General features: G+C 63.8%; 16 protein-coding genes. 3 read left to right on the top strand and 13 right to left on the bottom strand.

Annotation, left to right across the window (positions count from 1 at the left end):
- Nucleotides 1–156: 156 nt before the first annotated feature.
- Nucleotides 157–627, top strand: a complete 471-nt coding sequence (locus tag FFS12_RS08370) for a thioesterase family protein (protein WP_137886427.1) — start codon at nt 157–159, stop codon at nt 625–627.
- Between the two features lie 15 nt (nt 628–642).
- On the opposite strand, the gene FFS12_RS08375 is transcribed toward FFS12_RS08370, so the two are convergent.
- From FFS12_RS08375 to FFS12_RS08390, 4 genes are all read right to left on the bottom strand, one after another.
- Nucleotides 643–1,104: a YaiI/YqxD family protein gene (locus tag FFS12_RS08375; RefSeq protein ID WP_137886428.1), complete on the bottom strand. Its 462-nt coding sequence runs from the start codon at nt 1,102–1,104 to the stop codon at nt 643–645.
- A gap of 128 nt (nt 1,105–1,232) precedes the next feature.
- Nucleotides 1,233–1,865 (bottom strand): LysE family transporter, encoded by a 633-nt coding sequence (locus tag FFS12_RS08380; RefSeq protein WP_137886429.1) that lies wholly within the window; start codon nt 1,863–1,865, stop codon nt 1,233–1,235.
- 100 nt (nt 1,866–1,965) lie between these two features.
- Nucleotides 1,966–2,721 carry a TerC family protein gene (locus FFS12_RS08385; RefSeq protein ID WP_137886430.1) on the bottom strand — a complete coding sequence of 252 codons (756 nt, stop codon included), beginning with the start codon at nt 2,719–2,721 and terminating at the stop codon, nt 1,966–1,968.
- 179 nt (nt 2,722–2,900) lie between these two features.
- Nucleotides 2,901–4,811, bottom strand: a complete 1,911-nt coding sequence (locus FFS12_RS08390) for an ATP-binding cassette domain-containing protein (protein ID WP_137886431.1) — start codon at nt 4,809–4,811, stop codon at nt 2,901–2,903.
- 50 nt (nt 4,812–4,861) lie between these two features.
- On the opposite strand from FFS12_RS08390, the gene FFS12_RS08395 reads away from it, so the two are divergent.
- Nucleotides 4,862–5,326, top strand: coding sequence for a TIGR02444 family protein (locus FFS12_RS08395; RefSeq protein ID WP_137886432.1), 465 nt, complete (start codon nt 4,862–4,864; stop codon nt 5,324–5,326).
- Here FFS12_RS08395 and FFS12_RS08400 read toward each other — a convergent pair.
- Nucleotides 5,323–6,234: an AlgP family protein gene (locus tag FFS12_RS08400; RefSeq protein WP_137886433.1), complete on the bottom strand. Its 912-nt coding sequence runs from the start codon at nt 6,232–6,234 to the stop codon at nt 5,323–5,325. The two genes, FFS12_RS08395 and FFS12_RS08400, sit on opposite strands and share 4 nt — an antisense overlap.
- Before the next feature lie 169 nt (nt 6,235–6,403).
- Here FFS12_RS08400 and FFS12_RS08405 point away from each other — a divergent pair, with 169 nt between their 5' ends.
- Entirely contained in the window at nt 6,404–6,649 is a 246-nt protein-coding gene (locus tag FFS12_RS08405; protein ID WP_171011840.1) for an FKBP-type peptidyl-prolyl cis-trans isomerase, read from the top strand.
- Between the two features lie 104 nt (nt 6,650–6,753).
- Here the strand turns inward: FFS12_RS08405 and rsd are convergent, their stop codons facing one another.
- From rsd to FFS12_RS08445, 8 genes are all read right to left on the bottom strand, one after another.
- Nucleotides 6,754–7,227, bottom strand: a complete 474-nt coding sequence (gene rsd, locus FFS12_RS08410) for a sigma D regulator (protein ID WP_137886435.1) — start codon at nt 7,225–7,227, stop codon at nt 6,754–6,756.
- A gap of 319 nt (nt 7,228–7,546) precedes the next feature.
- Nucleotides 7,547–8,038: a disulfide bond formation protein B gene (locus FFS12_RS08415; protein ID WP_137886436.1), complete on the bottom strand. Its 492-nt coding sequence runs from the start codon at nt 8,036–8,038 to the stop codon at nt 7,547–7,549.
- A gap of 302 nt (nt 8,039–8,340) precedes the next feature.
- Entirely contained in the window at nt 8,341–9,582 is a 1,242-nt protein-coding gene (locus tag FFS12_RS08420) for a heme biosynthesis HemY N-terminal domain-containing protein (RefSeq protein WP_137886437.1), read from the bottom strand.
- On the bottom strand, nt 9,579–10,700 hold the full coding sequence (locus FFS12_RS08425; RefSeq protein ID WP_137886438.1) for a uroporphyrinogen-III C-methyltransferase: 1,122 nt from the start codon (nt 10,698–10,700) through the stop codon (nt 9,579–9,581). Before FFS12_RS08425 ends, FFS12_RS08420 begins: the two co-directional genes overlap by 4 nt.
- Nucleotides 10,697–11,491, bottom strand: a complete 795-nt coding sequence (locus FFS12_RS08430) for a uroporphyrinogen-III synthase (RefSeq protein WP_137886439.1) — start codon at nt 11,489–11,491, stop codon at nt 10,697–10,699. Before FFS12_RS08430 ends, FFS12_RS08425 begins: the two co-directional genes overlap by 4 nt.
- Nucleotides 11,488–12,429, bottom strand: coding sequence for a hydroxymethylbilane synthase (gene hemC, locus FFS12_RS08435; protein ID WP_137886440.1), 942 nt, complete (start codon nt 12,427–12,429; stop codon nt 11,488–11,490). Before hemC ends, FFS12_RS08430 begins: the two co-directional genes overlap by 4 nt.
- A gap of 60 nt (nt 12,430–12,489) precedes the next feature.
- Nucleotides 12,490–13,236, bottom strand: a complete 747-nt coding sequence (locus tag FFS12_RS08440; RefSeq protein WP_137886441.1) for a LytTR family DNA-binding domain-containing protein — start codon at nt 13,234–13,236, stop codon at nt 12,490–12,492.
- On the bottom strand, nt 13,233–14,315 hold the full coding sequence (locus FFS12_RS08445; protein WP_137886442.1) for a sensor histidine kinase: 1,083 nt from the start codon (nt 14,313–14,315) through the stop codon (nt 13,233–13,235). The genes FFS12_RS08440 and FFS12_RS08445 overlap by 4 nt, the downstream gene beginning before the upstream one ends.
- Nucleotides 14,316–14,334: the final 19 nt, after the last annotated feature.

Raw genomic sequence — 14,334 nt, forward strand, 5'->3', positions numbered from 1 at the left:
CGATAACTCTCGGGGTCGGGTTGCGGCCTTTGTCCCCCATATCGGCTCCGAAGCAGGCCGATCCGGCCAATGTTCGCGGCACTCGCGCCGCGCCTCTGGCCAAGCCAGCGCGCGTGCCGCAGCGTACTAAGCCAACCCCGCCGACGCAGAATCAGCATGCCCAAGCCGCCCTTCGAACTCACCGCAGAACTGCAGCAGGCGGTGAGCAGCTTTTTCCAGCGCATTCCCTTCAACCAGGTGCTCGGTATCCAACTCGGCGAGCTGTCGCCCGAGCGGGTGGTGATGTCTCTACCGATGAAGCCAGAGCTGATCGGCAACTTCGTCCACGGCATTCTGCACGGCGGCGTGATCGCCTCGTTGCTGGATGTGGCCGGCGGTGCCATGGCGCTGATCGGCGCCTTCGAGCGCCATCAACACTTGCCCAGCGCCGAGCGCATGGCGCGGCTGTCCAAACTCGGCACCATCGATTTGCGCATCGACTACCTGCGCCCCGGTCGTGGTCAGCACTTCACCGCGCAGGCCGTGCTGCTGCGCTCAGGCAATAAAGTCGCGGTGGTGCGTTCAGAACTGCATGCCGACGACGGCACCCTGGTGGCGGTCGGTACCGGCACCTATCTCTGTGGTTAAGCCGGGAAACCCGGCCTAGCGGGTTGAGGCTCGGGCCAGACGGGTGAGGATGCGATCCAGCGCATTGGCGAAGGCCTGTTTCTCGCGCTCGCCATAGGGCGCCGGACCGCCACCGACCTGGCCTTGTTCACGCAAATCGGTAAACAGATTACGCACCGCCAGACGCTCGCCCATGTTTCCCGCGTCGAACTCACGCCCGCGCGGATCGAGCGCCGCCACCCCTTTTTTGATCAGCCGATCGGCCAGCGGCACATCGCTGCAGATCACCAGTTCGCCGGGCAGCGCATGCTCGACCAGATAGTCATCGGCGGCATCCGGGCCGCTCGGCACCACGATCAAGCGCACACAGGCGAAGGCCGGCTTGATCTGACTCTGCCCGGCCACCAGCAGCACCTCGAACCGGCGCTTCAAGGCGAACTTGATCAATTGATCCTTGGCGGCCTTCGGGCAGGCATCCGCGTCGATCCAGACTCGCATGGGGAAATTTCCTAGGGGTGTTTGCGCCAACGGGCGAGCAGTATGCCACTGCTCGCCCGCTCAACCTCAGCTGGCGCCGAGCCGCTGACGTTCGGCCAGGCGGCTGGCCGCGGCGGCCTACCTATTACTCAGGTCGACGCCCGCCGCACGGTGGCCAAAAGCGCGGCCGCGCCGACGAACAAGGTGGCGAAGGTCCGATTCATCAGCCGTTGCTGGCCTGGCGTACGCAGCACGCGCAGGACCCGCGCGGCCAAACCGGTGTAACCGGCCATGACGATCAGGTCGACCGTGATCATGGTCACGCCCATGGTCAGGTACTGCGCCAGCAGCGGCGCATGCGGGTCGATAAATTGCGGCAGCACCGCCAACATGAACACCACGGCCTTGGGGTTGCTGACGTTGACCAAAAAGCCCCGCAGCACCAAGGTCAGCGGCCGGCCCAGCGGTCGCTCGGCAGAGCCACTGGCCAGATCGCTGGGCAGCGCACGCCACTGCTTCACCGCCAGATAGACCAGATAGCCCACGCCGAACCACTTGATCAGGCTGAAGGCCAGTGCCGAAGTCGCGAGAATCGCGCCGACCCCGGCCGCGACTATGGCAATCTGCAGAGCCAGGCCCAGTTGCAGGCCGAGGGCATTCCAGTAGCCACGCCAGAAGCCGTATTGCAGGCCACAGGACATCGAGGCAATCGCGCCGGCACCCGGCGACAGGCTGATCACCCAACAGGCAACGAAGAAGGCGAGCCAGGTCTCTAGCAGCATGACGCTGACCTCAGGAAATTTGCGAAGGGACGTTTACCTTACGCCGCCCCGCGCCGGCTGACTAGCAGCCGGAACGGACGGTCGTCAGCCTCTGCGCGGATCAGGCGTCCGGGCCGTGCTTGCGCAGATGTACCGGTTCACTTTGCTTGGCTTTGCCGGTGCGCATGCGGATATTGATCGCTTCCACCGCCAGCGAGAAGGCCATGGCGAAGTAGACGTAACCCTTGGGTACATGCACCTCGAACGCCTCGGCGATCAGCACGGTGCCGACTACGATCAGGAACGACAGCGCGAGCATTTTCAGCGACGGATGCCTGTCGATGTAAGCGCTGATGGTGCCGGCCGCCAGCATCATCACGCCGACCGAAATCACGATCGCCGCAATCATCACCGGTACGTTCTGCACCAGGCCGACCGCGGTGATCACCGAGTCGAGGGAGAAGATGATATCGATGATCGCGATCTGCGTGATGATCCCCATAAAGCCATAGGCCTTGCCGCCCGCCTGCTGCGCCTCCTCGGCGCCTTCCAGGCCGTGGTAGATCTCCGCGGTGCTCTTGAACAGCAGGAACAAGCCGCCGAAGAACAGGATCAGGTCACGCCCGGAAATCCCCTGCTCCAGTGCCGTGAACAAATCACTGGTCAGGCGCATGACCCAGGTGATCGAGAGCAACAGCAGAATCCGCGTACCCATCGCCAGGGCCAAGCCGAAGAAACGCGCCCTGGCTTGCTGCTGCAGCGGCAGACGGCTGACCAGAATCGAGATGAAGATAATGTTGTCGATGCCGAGGACGATTTCCAAAGCCGTCAGGGTCAGAAAGGCGACCCAGATCTCCGGGCTCATTAGCCATTCCATGCGTATGCCTCAATAAAGGGGGGGGGTGAGTAAGAGCCTGTTCAAGATCGTCGCGAGCGCAGGTCAGGCAAGGCGAAAACAGGCGAGGAAGCGGAATTTACGCGTGGTAAATGAGCATTCCGAGCCGGTTTTCAACGCAGCATGGCCAAGCGCAGCAGATATTGAACAGGTTCTAAGGGTTAATCGACCTGGGCCAACTGTTGTTCCAGGCTTTCCAAGTGTTCCAGCGCCGCCATCCAGGCCTCTTCCAGCTCGCTTTCGCGGACTTTCAGTTTGGCCTGCTCGGCGAGCAAGTCCCGCAGTTCGTCTTTGCGCGCCGCTTCGTAGATCGCCGCATCGCCGAGGCGGGTTTCCAGGCTGGCGAGCCGTGCATGCAGGACACCGAGCTCCTTCTCCAGCTTCTCGGCCTCACGCTTATACGGAGCCAACTGCTGACGCAGCGCCGCCGCGGCCTGGCGCTGGGCGCGCTTGTCGGTCTTGTCCGCCGCCGGTACCGCCGAACTGGCCGGCGCCTGACGCGCGCGATAGTCAACCAACCAGCGCGCATAGTCTTCGAGGTCGCCCTCGAATTCCTGGATGCGCCCATCGGCGACCAGCAGGAACTCATCGGTGGTGCTTTTCAGCAGATGACGGTCGTGGGAAACCACCAGCACCGCCCCGGCAAAGTCCTGCAGGGCCATGGTCAGTGCCAGGCGCATTTCCAGGTCGAGGTGGTTGGTCGGTTCATCCAGCAGCAACAGGTTGGGTTTGCCCCAGGCGATCAAGGCCAGGGCCAGCCGCGCCTTCTCGCCGCCGGAGAAATTCAGCACCGGCTCATCGCAACGCGGGCCGCGGAAATCGAAACCACCGAGAAAATCCCGCAGCGTCTGCTCACGCTCGGTCGGCGCCAGGCGTTGCAGGTGCAGCAGCGGGCTGGCCTTATCGTCGAGCGAGTCCAATTGATGCTGGGCGAAATAGCCGACCACCAGATTTTCGCCGCGCACCAACCGGCCGCTGAGCGGCTCCAGTTCACCGGCCAGGGTCTTGATCAGGGTCGATTTACCCGCGCCGTTGGGGCCGAGCAAGCCGATCCGCGCACCGGGTGCCAAGCCCAGTTTGACCTTCTCCAAGACTGCTCTCTCGCCATAGCCGAGACGGCCTTCGGCCAGATCGAGCAGCGGGCTGGAAATTTTATCCGCCTCGCGGAAGGTGAAATCGAACGGCGAATCGACATGCGCCGGCGCCAGCTCTTCCAGCCGCTCCAGTGCCTTGATCCGGCTCTGCGCCTGGCGGGCCTTGGTCGCTTGCGCCTTGAAGCGCGCGATGAATTTCTCCATGTGCGCACGCTGCGCCTGCTGCTTGTCGAAGGCCTGCTGTTGCTGCGCCAAGCGTTCGGCACGGGCCCGCTCGAAGGCCGAGTAGCCGCCGCGATAGAGCGTCAGCTTGCGCTGCTCGACATGCGCGATGTGATCGACCACGGCATCGAGAAAATCTCGGTCATGGGAGATCAGCAGCAAAGTGCCGGGATAGCTTTTCAGCCAGTCCTCTAACCACAAGATCGCATCGAGATCCAAGTGGTTGGTCGGCTCATCCAGTAGCAACAGGTCCGACGGACACATCAGCGCTTGCGCCAGGTTCAGGCGCATCCGCCAGCCACCGGAGAAGCTGCCGACCTGGCGATCCATCTGCTCGTTGCTGAAGCCAAGGCCGGCCAGCAATTTGCGCGCGCGCGCATCGGCGGTGTAACCGTCGGCGCTGTCCAGTTCCGCATGCAGGCGCGCTTGCGCGGCACCATCATGGGCGGCTTCCGCTGCGGCCAAATCACGCTGTACTTGGCGCAGGCGAATGTCGCCATCGAGCACGTAATCCACCGCCACGCGCTCGAGGGTATCGACCTCTTGGCGCATATGGGCGATCCGCCAATCGGCGGGCAGCTGACAATCGCCGGAGTCCGGGCTCAGCTCGCCACGCAGCAGGGCGAATAGGCTGGATTTACCGGCGCCGTTAGCGCCGATCAGGCCGGCTTTTTGACCGGCGTGCAGGGTCAGCTCGGCGTCTTCTAACAAACGCTGCGGACCACGCTGTAGAGTGAGGTTTTGTAGTCGAATCATAATGGCGGCGGAGTCTATCAGCTTCGCCCACGCATCGCCCGGAAAGCACCATGCCCTCTGACCTGTGGAGTTTTACCATTCGTGTCTACGCCCGCCCCGGAGTCGAGCAGGCCTGCCTGCAGTTGCAACAGGCGGGCGCGGATGTCTGCCTGCTGCTCTGCGGTGCCTGGCTCGGCCAGCGCGAAGTGAGCTGTACCGCAGAACGTCTGCAACAGCTAACGGCGCTGGCTCAACCCTGGCAAAGCACGGTGATCATGCCACTGCGGCAATTGCGCCAAGGCTGGCGCGCAGCGGCCACTGTGGATAGCGCGTTGGCCACGCTGCGTGAACAGCTGAAGGGCTTGGAATTGGCAGCCGAACAGCAACTGCTGCTGAGGCTGGAGGCTGCGGCGCAGATCTGGCCGACGGGTGATGCCAAGGACTTGTCGGCTTGGCTGAGCGGCCTCGCTGCGCAAGCTGGAGAGCAAGGCCGCGACGCGCTGCAGGTGCTGCGCGTCGCGGTCAGCCAAGCTTAGGACGCGCTGCTCGGTGCACTACCGCCATTGCTGGCCGGGGTGGCCACTGCGGCTGGCGCCGCTGGAGCAGCCGGTTTAACCGGTGCCACACTGGCTGCCGGCGTGGCGACGGCGGGCTTGGCCGCCACAGGTTTTGCCACAGCCGGCTTAGCTGCAGTCGGTTTAGCCGCAACTTTGACTGCCGGCTGAGTGGCGGCTTTAGCCACTGGCTTGCTCGCAGCTTTCACTGGCGCTTTTGCCGCAGCCGGTTTAGCCGCTGCTGGCTTAGCCGGAGCTTTTGCCGGTGCTTTAGCAGCGGGCTTCGCAGTCGGTTCCACGGCAGGCTTGGCGCTGCTAGCGGCGACTGGCTTCTTCACCGCCGGCGAGGCGGCCGGTTTTGTCGCGGGCTTCGCAGCAGGTCTGCTCGCAACCTTGGCCGGAGCTTTTGCCGCTGCAACTTTAACCGGCGCTTTGCTCGCCAGTGGCTTGGCCGCAGGTTTAGCGCCAACAATTGGTTTTGGCTTAGCGGCACGGCTGCTGAGAACCTTGCTCACCGCTTCCTTAACCTTGCCGACCCCCTGAGCCAGCTTCAGGCTTTCCTGAGCGTCGCGCTTGAGCTGGACGATATAGCCACGGGTCTCGGTTTGGCGAGCCTTGAGACTGTCGAGCAACTCTTCTAGCTCGGCAACCGCCGCCTTGGCTTTGGCTTGCGCTTTGGCCTTACCGGCCGCGGCGGCATCCTGCAGTTTGCTGCGGGCGTTGTGCAACTTTTCTTGGGCTTTGCCGCGCTGTTTCTCCAGCTTGGCCAGCAGTTTTTCTGCATCGACCAACGCCTGGGAACAAGCACTTTCGAGATGTTCGAGCAGGCTCTGAGAAAGCTGCTGCAGCAGATGCAAGGGAGTAGTAACCGACTTCTTATTGGCCGACATAACGCGCCTCCTGGCGAACGTAGGTGCGGCCCATACTAGCCCCCCGATTCGCCGCTCGCCAGTTCCGCCATTCAGCTGCCACAGATGACTGGCATAATCGCCGGCCAGCGCAGATCGCGCGATCAGGGCGCCGAGGCGCTTTCTCGCCACCGAAAAAGCTCAAGCCGAGGTGCGCGAATTGCCTGGCAGCGTGCTGCGCATCGAGTTACAGCGCGAACACGGCGACAAGCCAACGGCAACCAGCAAAGTGCAGGTACTTTATGTCGGCCGCTTGGCCGATGACAGCGTGTTCGATGAGAGTGCCGAACCACAGTGGCTCCGCCTGGACAGTGCGATCACGGGTTGGCGCACAGCGCTGCAAGAGATGCTAATCGACGCGAAGTGGCGCCTGGTGACTACGTCAACCCGGGCCTAGGGTGCCGAAGGCACTGGCGATCCGATCCCGTCCTATGCGCCACGGGTATTCGAACTGGAGTTGCTCGGAACCGCCGACTGAGCAGCGGTTCCGCCAACGGCCATTCAGACGGCTGGAACAGTCTGTTGTTGATGCGCGTTGTGCAGGACTTCGATCAGGCAATCTTCCAACTCGAAGCGCTCATGCAAGAGCTGACCGAGACGCTCGAGCTCGGCCCCCAAAGACACGCTGTCGCGGCAGTCGCCGTTATCGCAACGGTCGTTGAACGACAGCGCGGCTTCGGTGATGGCTTCAATCCGTGGATAGATCTGCTTGGCCAACTCGAGCCCCCGCTGATCGCCGAAGGCTTTCGCCTCGCCGGTCAGTTGTTCGTAGACCTCAAAGTGTCCGGCCGAGACATAGTCGACCAGCACCTCACAGAACCTCAGTAGGACTTGCGCATTGGCGGCAGGCGGCTGCGGACTGTCGTTGAGAACATCGTAGGCGCGCACCAGTTCATGGCGCTCTTGCAACCAACGGTCGATTAGCAGATGAACCCCACCCCAGCGTTCTTGGGCGTTCTGGCAGCTCTCGAGCATGATGACCTCACTTCCCTTATCGATAATGCTGTTATACGTCTGCTCCGCGACGATTTTTTGTCAATCGGTGCTTGGTCCTGGGAAGGCAACGCCGAAACGGCAATATTCCGGCGGCACGTGCAGGCCAGATTAAGCTCGCCAGACAGCGCCTTCAAGGCACCCGCGGAGAAGAATTCATACGAGCGTTTAATCGGCACCCCGCACACGGCTTGGCTTGCAGAAACTCAACCGAATCGACCCACGTCCAACACCGCAGTGCGGCGGGCCTGCGGCTTCAGGATAACGCGCCCGCCCGCGAGCGCAATGGCCCTGCACCTGCTCAAGCGCGCCGGAGCAATTGGAACAAGGCGAACACGAGCATGCCGGCGAAGGCCAGCAAGCTCCACTCTGGAATGCTCATACCAAACAGTGTCCAGCTGACTTCGGCGCAATCGGCGGAGCCGTGCAGCACCAGGCGCACGATATCCTGAAACGGCAGGGCTTCCATCATGTAATCCAGGCTCGGCAGACAGGCCGGCAATTCCTCGGCCGGGACGTTCTGCAGCCACACCTGACGCCCAGCAGTCGCTGCACCCGCCAGCGCACTGAGCAGTGCCAATACCGAATAGGTCCGCACCCCGGTCCGCCCGGGCGCATGCAGTGCGGCAATCAGGCAGATCACTCCGAAAGCCATTACGCAGACGCGCTGCACGATGCACAGCGGGCAAGGTTCGAGCCCCAGCACATGCTCCAGATACAGCGCCCCGCCCATCAAGGCGACGCAAGCAAGAAAGGCGAGAAGAAACAACGAACGCGGACTGGCCAGCGGCATGACGACTCCAATGGAGGCAGGGAAAGGCGGTTACGGTAGTGGAAAGCGCCAGGGGCTTACAAGCCAAGCCGCTCGGCCAGAGGGGGCAGCCATCCGGCGCAAGCCACCATGCGTCAGTTACCTTAGGCACTTTGGCTCAGCCGGCGCGAACCTGCCGGATCACTCGCAGAGCGCAAACACTCTGGCGTTCCGCGGGCCAGGCGCTCTGCGACGCAACGCCCGATCGAGTCCCACAAGCACCGAGACACTACAGCGCAGGCACAAGGTGGATTGCCGTGGCAGCGCGCTCCACCTCCAGCACTTCAGACGCGCACCGGCTCCGGCAAGGGCAAGAGCGGCAAACGCTGATCCAGCAGGCCGAGACCTTCCTGAAACAGCTGATTGCTGCGTTCGACTTCGCCCTGCTGAGCCAGCAACCGAGCCAGTTCCGCGCAGGCTTGCGGGTCGCGCGCAAAGCTCAGGCTGCTCTCGAAGTATTTCTTGGCCTTGTCCCACAGGTGGTTCTGCAGGCACAGACGACCGAGACTCAGCAGCAGGCCGGCATCACTGGGTTGCTGTTTCAGCCAGCTTTCGGCCGTTTGCAGCTGGCGCGCCGGGTCACGACCACGCACCAGACCATAGAGACCCGCCAGGCGGCTGTCGTAGTTGCGCTGCAATGCAGTGCGCAGCACTTCTTCGGCCTCTTCCTGGGCACCTAAGGCCCGCAACTGTTCGGCATACACGGCAATCAGCTGCGGCTCGCCGCGTTGCGCCTTGGACAGCTGCTGCCAGGCCTGCGTCAGCGGCTGGAGCGCCGTTTCACCGCCGTTCAAACCATCCTGCCCGGCAGTCACCAGCCGCGCGCTCCAGGCTTGGCGTTCGAGCGCCACCAACTCGGACTCCGCTAGCGCCTTGTCCTTACGCAACTCCGGCAACAAGGCAAGCAGTGCCGACCAGTCGCCGCGCTGCCGATACAGCTGCTGCAGCTGGCGCAGCACTTGTCGATGATGGGGATGGCGCTCACGCATGACCTGCAAGGTTTCCAGCGCCGCATCGGCCTGCCCGCGCGCCTTCTGCAGCTCGGCATGGGCCAAGGCAATGGCCAGCTCGGCCTGCGGCTGGCGTTCCAGGGCCCGCTCCAACAGTGCATCGCTGTCTTCATGCTGGCCCAGTTCATTGGCCGCCCGCGCAGCACCGAGGTAATAGGTCAGCGGCTGCCGCTCGCCTTCTGCGGCCCGCTGCAAGTGCCGCATGGCACGAGCCCAGCGACCTTCGGCGAGATCCAGCAGGCCCTGCTGCGCCGCCAGTTGCACACGGCGATTACGATTGCGACGCGACCAGGGATTGACCACGCCCCCCGAGACAAACACCAGGCCGAACAGCCCGCGCACGCCGTAAACCAACAGCCAGAGCAGCGCCACCACTGCCACTGCCGCCCATAGGCTCGACTCGTAGCGGAAGCCCTTATAGGCGATCAGCACATAGCCCGCGTGCTCGGCGATCGCCAAACCAAGCAACGCCGCCGCAGCGATGAACACGAGGAGAATCAGCAACAGACGCTTCATGGACTGGCTTCCTCCAGCTCGTCGCTCGTGGGCTGCTGCAAAGCTTTTGCCGGCGCCTGGCGCTGTTGCAGATAGGCTTGCACCGCGCTCAACGCGGGAGCCAGATCCGGCATCTCGACGGCCACCGGCTGGCTGCTCAGCTCGTCGATGCGCGCAAGCAGGGCCTGACTATCCGGGTTGTCCTGATTGAAATGACTCGCCAGCACGCTGCGCGCTTGCTTCAGCGCCTGCTGATAAACCTCTGGCTGACCGTTCAACGCGGCCCACTGCGCTTGCTCCAGCGCCAGCGTCAGCGCCAGGCGGACCTGCGTCAGGCTCTGGCCGGCCAGCAGCGGACGGATGTTCCGGTCGGCATTGAAGTCGATGCGGATGTAACGCGAAATCTTTTCCCACCACTGCGCCCAACGGCTGCTGCCATCGCCTTCGGCGGCCAGCCCGAGCTGCTCGCCAGTGCTGGCGAACACCGGCGCCAGGGCACTCAGTTGCGCGGCCTGGGCGCGCAACGCGCCAAGCTGCAGGAACAGCCCGGTGCGATCCAGGGCCGCCAGGCTACGCAAGGCTGCCAGGCTCTTCGCCAGTTGCTCACGGGCCGCGAAGGCGGCAGGGTCATCCTGATCGCGGAGAATCTCATCGGCGCCCTGCACCAGCACCTTGGCGCTATTGATGTCCTGCAGCGCCGACAGGCGCAGACTGGCCAGGCGCAGCAGGTGTTCGGCTTCGGCCAGCCGCCAGTCCTGACGGCTGGCGCCGAGCACGCTTTCGAGGCGCTGGCTCAAGTGCTGTTGATCGCCCTGCAACTGGGCCAGCAGACGTCGGCGGGCCTCCAGCTCCTCGGGCAACGGCAGCTCGGCCAGGCGTGCAGCCAGGCTTTGCTCACGCAGGGTCAGCGCCTGAGTCTGGCCACGAGCATCCTCCAGCTGGGCGAGTTGCTCCTGGTCATGCGCCTGCAAGCTACGCACCTGCCACAAGCCCCAGCCGCCAGCCGCCACGCCCGCGGCGCCGAGAAACAGGGCCAGCACGGCCAGACCATTACCCCGGCGCGTGGGGGCTGTGGCAGTCGAAGTGGGCGCATCAAGCGCGGGCTGGGTAGCGTCTTTCGGGGAGGTTGCTTCGCTCACGTATCCTTCCTGTGTCTTAGGCTCGGGGCAGGCGCGGACTGCGTCCGCAAGGCTGCCAGCAACGCCGCGGCACTCGCGCCACGACAGTCCACAACCGTTCGAGCGCCGGCGGCGCGCGCCAACTCGGCGACCCGCGGGCTCGGTACAAACAAGGGCAGTCGCGCCAGCTCGGGCCAGGCATCCGCAGCCAGCTGGCGCAGGCGCGCAAACCCCTCGCCACTGCTGACCACCAGGCCATTCAAACGCTCCGCGGCGACCCGCTCCAGCAGGGCTGCCGCCGGGTAGTCCGGCAGGCGACGCCGATAGAGTTGCAAATAATCGACCGTCACACCTTGGCCGCGCAAGCACTCGGCAAGGGTTTCTCGGCCACCTTCGCCACGCAGGATCAGCACCCGTGGCGTAGGTACCGCCAAGGCCGCGCGCAACTGCGGCAGCGCCAGCAGGGCCTCGCTGTCGTCACCGCCTGAAGGGCAGGTCACGGGCAAGCCGTAGTCTTCGAGAATCTGCGCCGTGGCGGCGCCGACGCTGAACCACGGCTGATCCGCCAAGGGCTGCGGCCAGTAACGGTCGAGCAGCTCAAGCCCCAAACGCGCGGCCGGCTTGCTGACCACGATCACCGCGCAATAGCGATCCAAATCGAGGATGGTCGCACGCTGCTGCGGGGTCTCCGCCAACGGCTCGATTTCCAGGAGTGGCAGGCTGCTGCTGAAGATCGCCTGCTCGGCCAGGCTGGCGGCCAGCGCCGCGCACTCCTCGGCGGGACGGGTCAACAGCAACCGCCAGGCGGTCACGGGTGATCGACCTCGCCGTAGACGCCCTCGAGGATGGCCGCCGCGCCCTGCGCCAAGAGGTCTTCGGCGACCCGCACACCCAACTCTTCCGGCTCGGCAAGCGAGCCACGGGCTTCGGCGCGCAGGAGCAGGCCACCATCCGGCTGGCCGACCAAACCGCGCAGCCACAGCTGTTCGCCGTCCAGCTCGGCGTAGCAGGCGATCGGCACCTGACAGCCACCGTTGAGGCGCTTGTTCAGCGCGCGCTCGGCGCTCACCCGCAGGGCGGTCTCGCGATGGTGCAAGGGCGCCAGCAGGGCCTGAATCTCGCTGTCTGCGCTGCGGCATTCGATGCCGACCGCGCCCTGGCCGCCCGCCGGCAGGCTGTCGAGCACACTGATACTGGAACGGATACGCTCGCCAAACCCGAGGCGAATCAGGCCCGCCGCGGCGAGGATGATGGCGTCGTACTCATCGGCATCCAGCTTGGCCAGCCGGGTGTTGACGTTGCCACGCAGGAAACGAATCTGCAGATCCGGCCGCAACGCCAGCAGTTGAGTCTGGCGACGCAAGCTGGAGGTGCCGACCACGCTGCCGACCGGTAGTGCCGCCAGGCTGTCGTAGCGATTGGAGACGAAGGCATCGCGCGGGTCTTCGCGCTCGCAGATGCAATAGAGACCGAGACCTTCTGGGAAGTCCATCGGCACGTCTTTCATCGAATGCACGGCGATGTCCGCTTCATGCTCCAGCAGTGCGGTTTCCAGTTCTTTAACGAATAGGCCTTTGCCGCCAATTTTCGACAACGGCGAGTCGAGCAGCTTGTCGCCGCGACTGACCATCGGCACCAGGCTGACGTTCAGCCCCGGGTGAAATGCTTCTAGACGTGCTTTGACGTACTCGGCCTGCCAGAGGGCCAAGGCACTTTTGCGGGTGGCAATGCGGATTTCGCGGGGCGGCATGGCGACTCTCGAACGTAGGGAACCTACCTATCTTAAGTCAGCCCGGCGGGTGACGCACGATCAGAGGTTGTTCATCAGCTTGCGCACGCCGGCCACATGCCGGCGGCTGACGATCAGCGCATCGCCGTTAAGGCCTTTGAGGAACAGCTGGAAATGCCCGAGCGGCGTGCGTTGCAGGCGCTCGATGCGCTCGCGGGCGACCAGGGCATTGCGATGGATACGCACGAAACGCTCACCGAATTCGTCTTCCAACGCCTTCAGCGGTTCATCCAGCAACACTTCGCCGCCTTCATGGCGCAAGGTGACGTATTTGTGGTCGGCGATAAAGAAGATCACCTGATCCAACGGAATCAGCTCGATACCTTTGCGGGTGCGCGCGCTGATATGGCTGCGCGGGCCGTTGCCGCTTTCTGCCGCCGGCCGAGTCAACGCCACCAGCTGCACGCGGTTGGGCCGCTCGGCCTTCTTCAAGGCCTCGATCAAGCTTTCCGGGCGCACCGGCTTGACCAAATAGCCGACCGCACTGACCTGAAACGCCTCGATCGCAAACTCATCGTGGGCGGTGCAAAAGATCACCGCCGGCGGTGCCTCGCGCTCGCAGAGTTTGGCCGCCACTTGCAAACCATCCAGCCCCGGCATGCGGATATCGAGTAACACCACATCGGGTTTCAGGCTGTCGATCAGCGTCAACGCCTCTTCGCCATTGCTGGCGCTGGGCTCCAGGACACGATAGCCATCGAGCTCACTGACCATTCGGCTCAGGCGCTCACGGGCGAGGGGTTCATCATCGACGATCAGGACGTTCATATTGCGCTGGCTTCCTGCGTAGGTCTCGCACAAGGATAGCGTAGACAGGTGAAGTGGCGCCCGTCACGGCGCTCCACGCTGAGACTCGCGCGCGAGCCAAAAAGTGCCGCGAGACGCGCATCTATATTCACCAACGCCTGCTGAGTACCCCGCGAGGGTTTTTGCTCACCGCCCTCGTCATAGGGATTGCTGACACACAGCTGGAACACCCCCTCGTTATAGTCGGCCTCAACCCGCACCATGCCCCCCTCGATGCGCGGCTGAATGCCATAGATCAAGGCATTCTCCAGCAGCGGCTGCAAGGTCAGTTGCGGGATCGGCAAATCTTCCGGCACCCCCGCCACCAGCCACTCCAGCTGGAGACGCTCGCCCAGGCGATAGTGCTCGATCGACAGGTAACGTTTGCTCAGCTCCAACTCCTCACTCCACGGCACCAGGCTGCCGGGCTTGGCCAGGCTGGCGCGAAACAGATCGGACAGATCCAGCACCGCCTGCTCGGCCTTATAGGGATCGATCACCACCAGGCTGGCGATGCTGTTCAAGCTGTTAAACAAGAAATGGGGGCGGATCCGCGCTTGCAACGACTCGATGCGCGCCTTGAGCTCCGCCTGTTGCTGCCGACGCCATTGGCTCTGCAGATAGAAATAGCGTAGCAGCAGCGCCGACATGATCAGGCTGATCAGTGCATGACGCAGGTACAGGTTGACCTCGCCACTGCGCGGCAAGGGTCCGCCCAGATCGTAATAATCGGCGACCGCGGTGCAGCCCAGCGCCAGCCCGACCACGATCAGGCAACACAGAATGCCCGCAATGGCGGCGGGCAATCGCGCCAGCAACGGTCGTAGGCGGCAGAGCAAGGCGGCCGAGAGCAGCACTATCCACTGCACGAACAGGGAGGTCAGGGCCAAGCGCACCCAGTTGAACCCCGGCTGCATCGGCTCGGCCAGCACCAGCACCAGCACCAGCAGCTCGGCGAGCAGCACCAGCACCAGCAAGGCTTCGGGCAGGCACAGCTCGGGCAGGAAGAATTCGCCATGGGCGGCCGTGTTGTTGTTATTTTTGAACCAGTCGATACGCATCGGCACAGTTTCCGTGGAG

The sequence above is a fragment of the Pseudomonas sp. 2FE genome, assembly GCF_005503735.1.
Lineage (GTDB): Bacteria > Pseudomonadota > Gammaproteobacteria > Pseudomonadales > Pseudomonadaceae > Aquipseudomonas.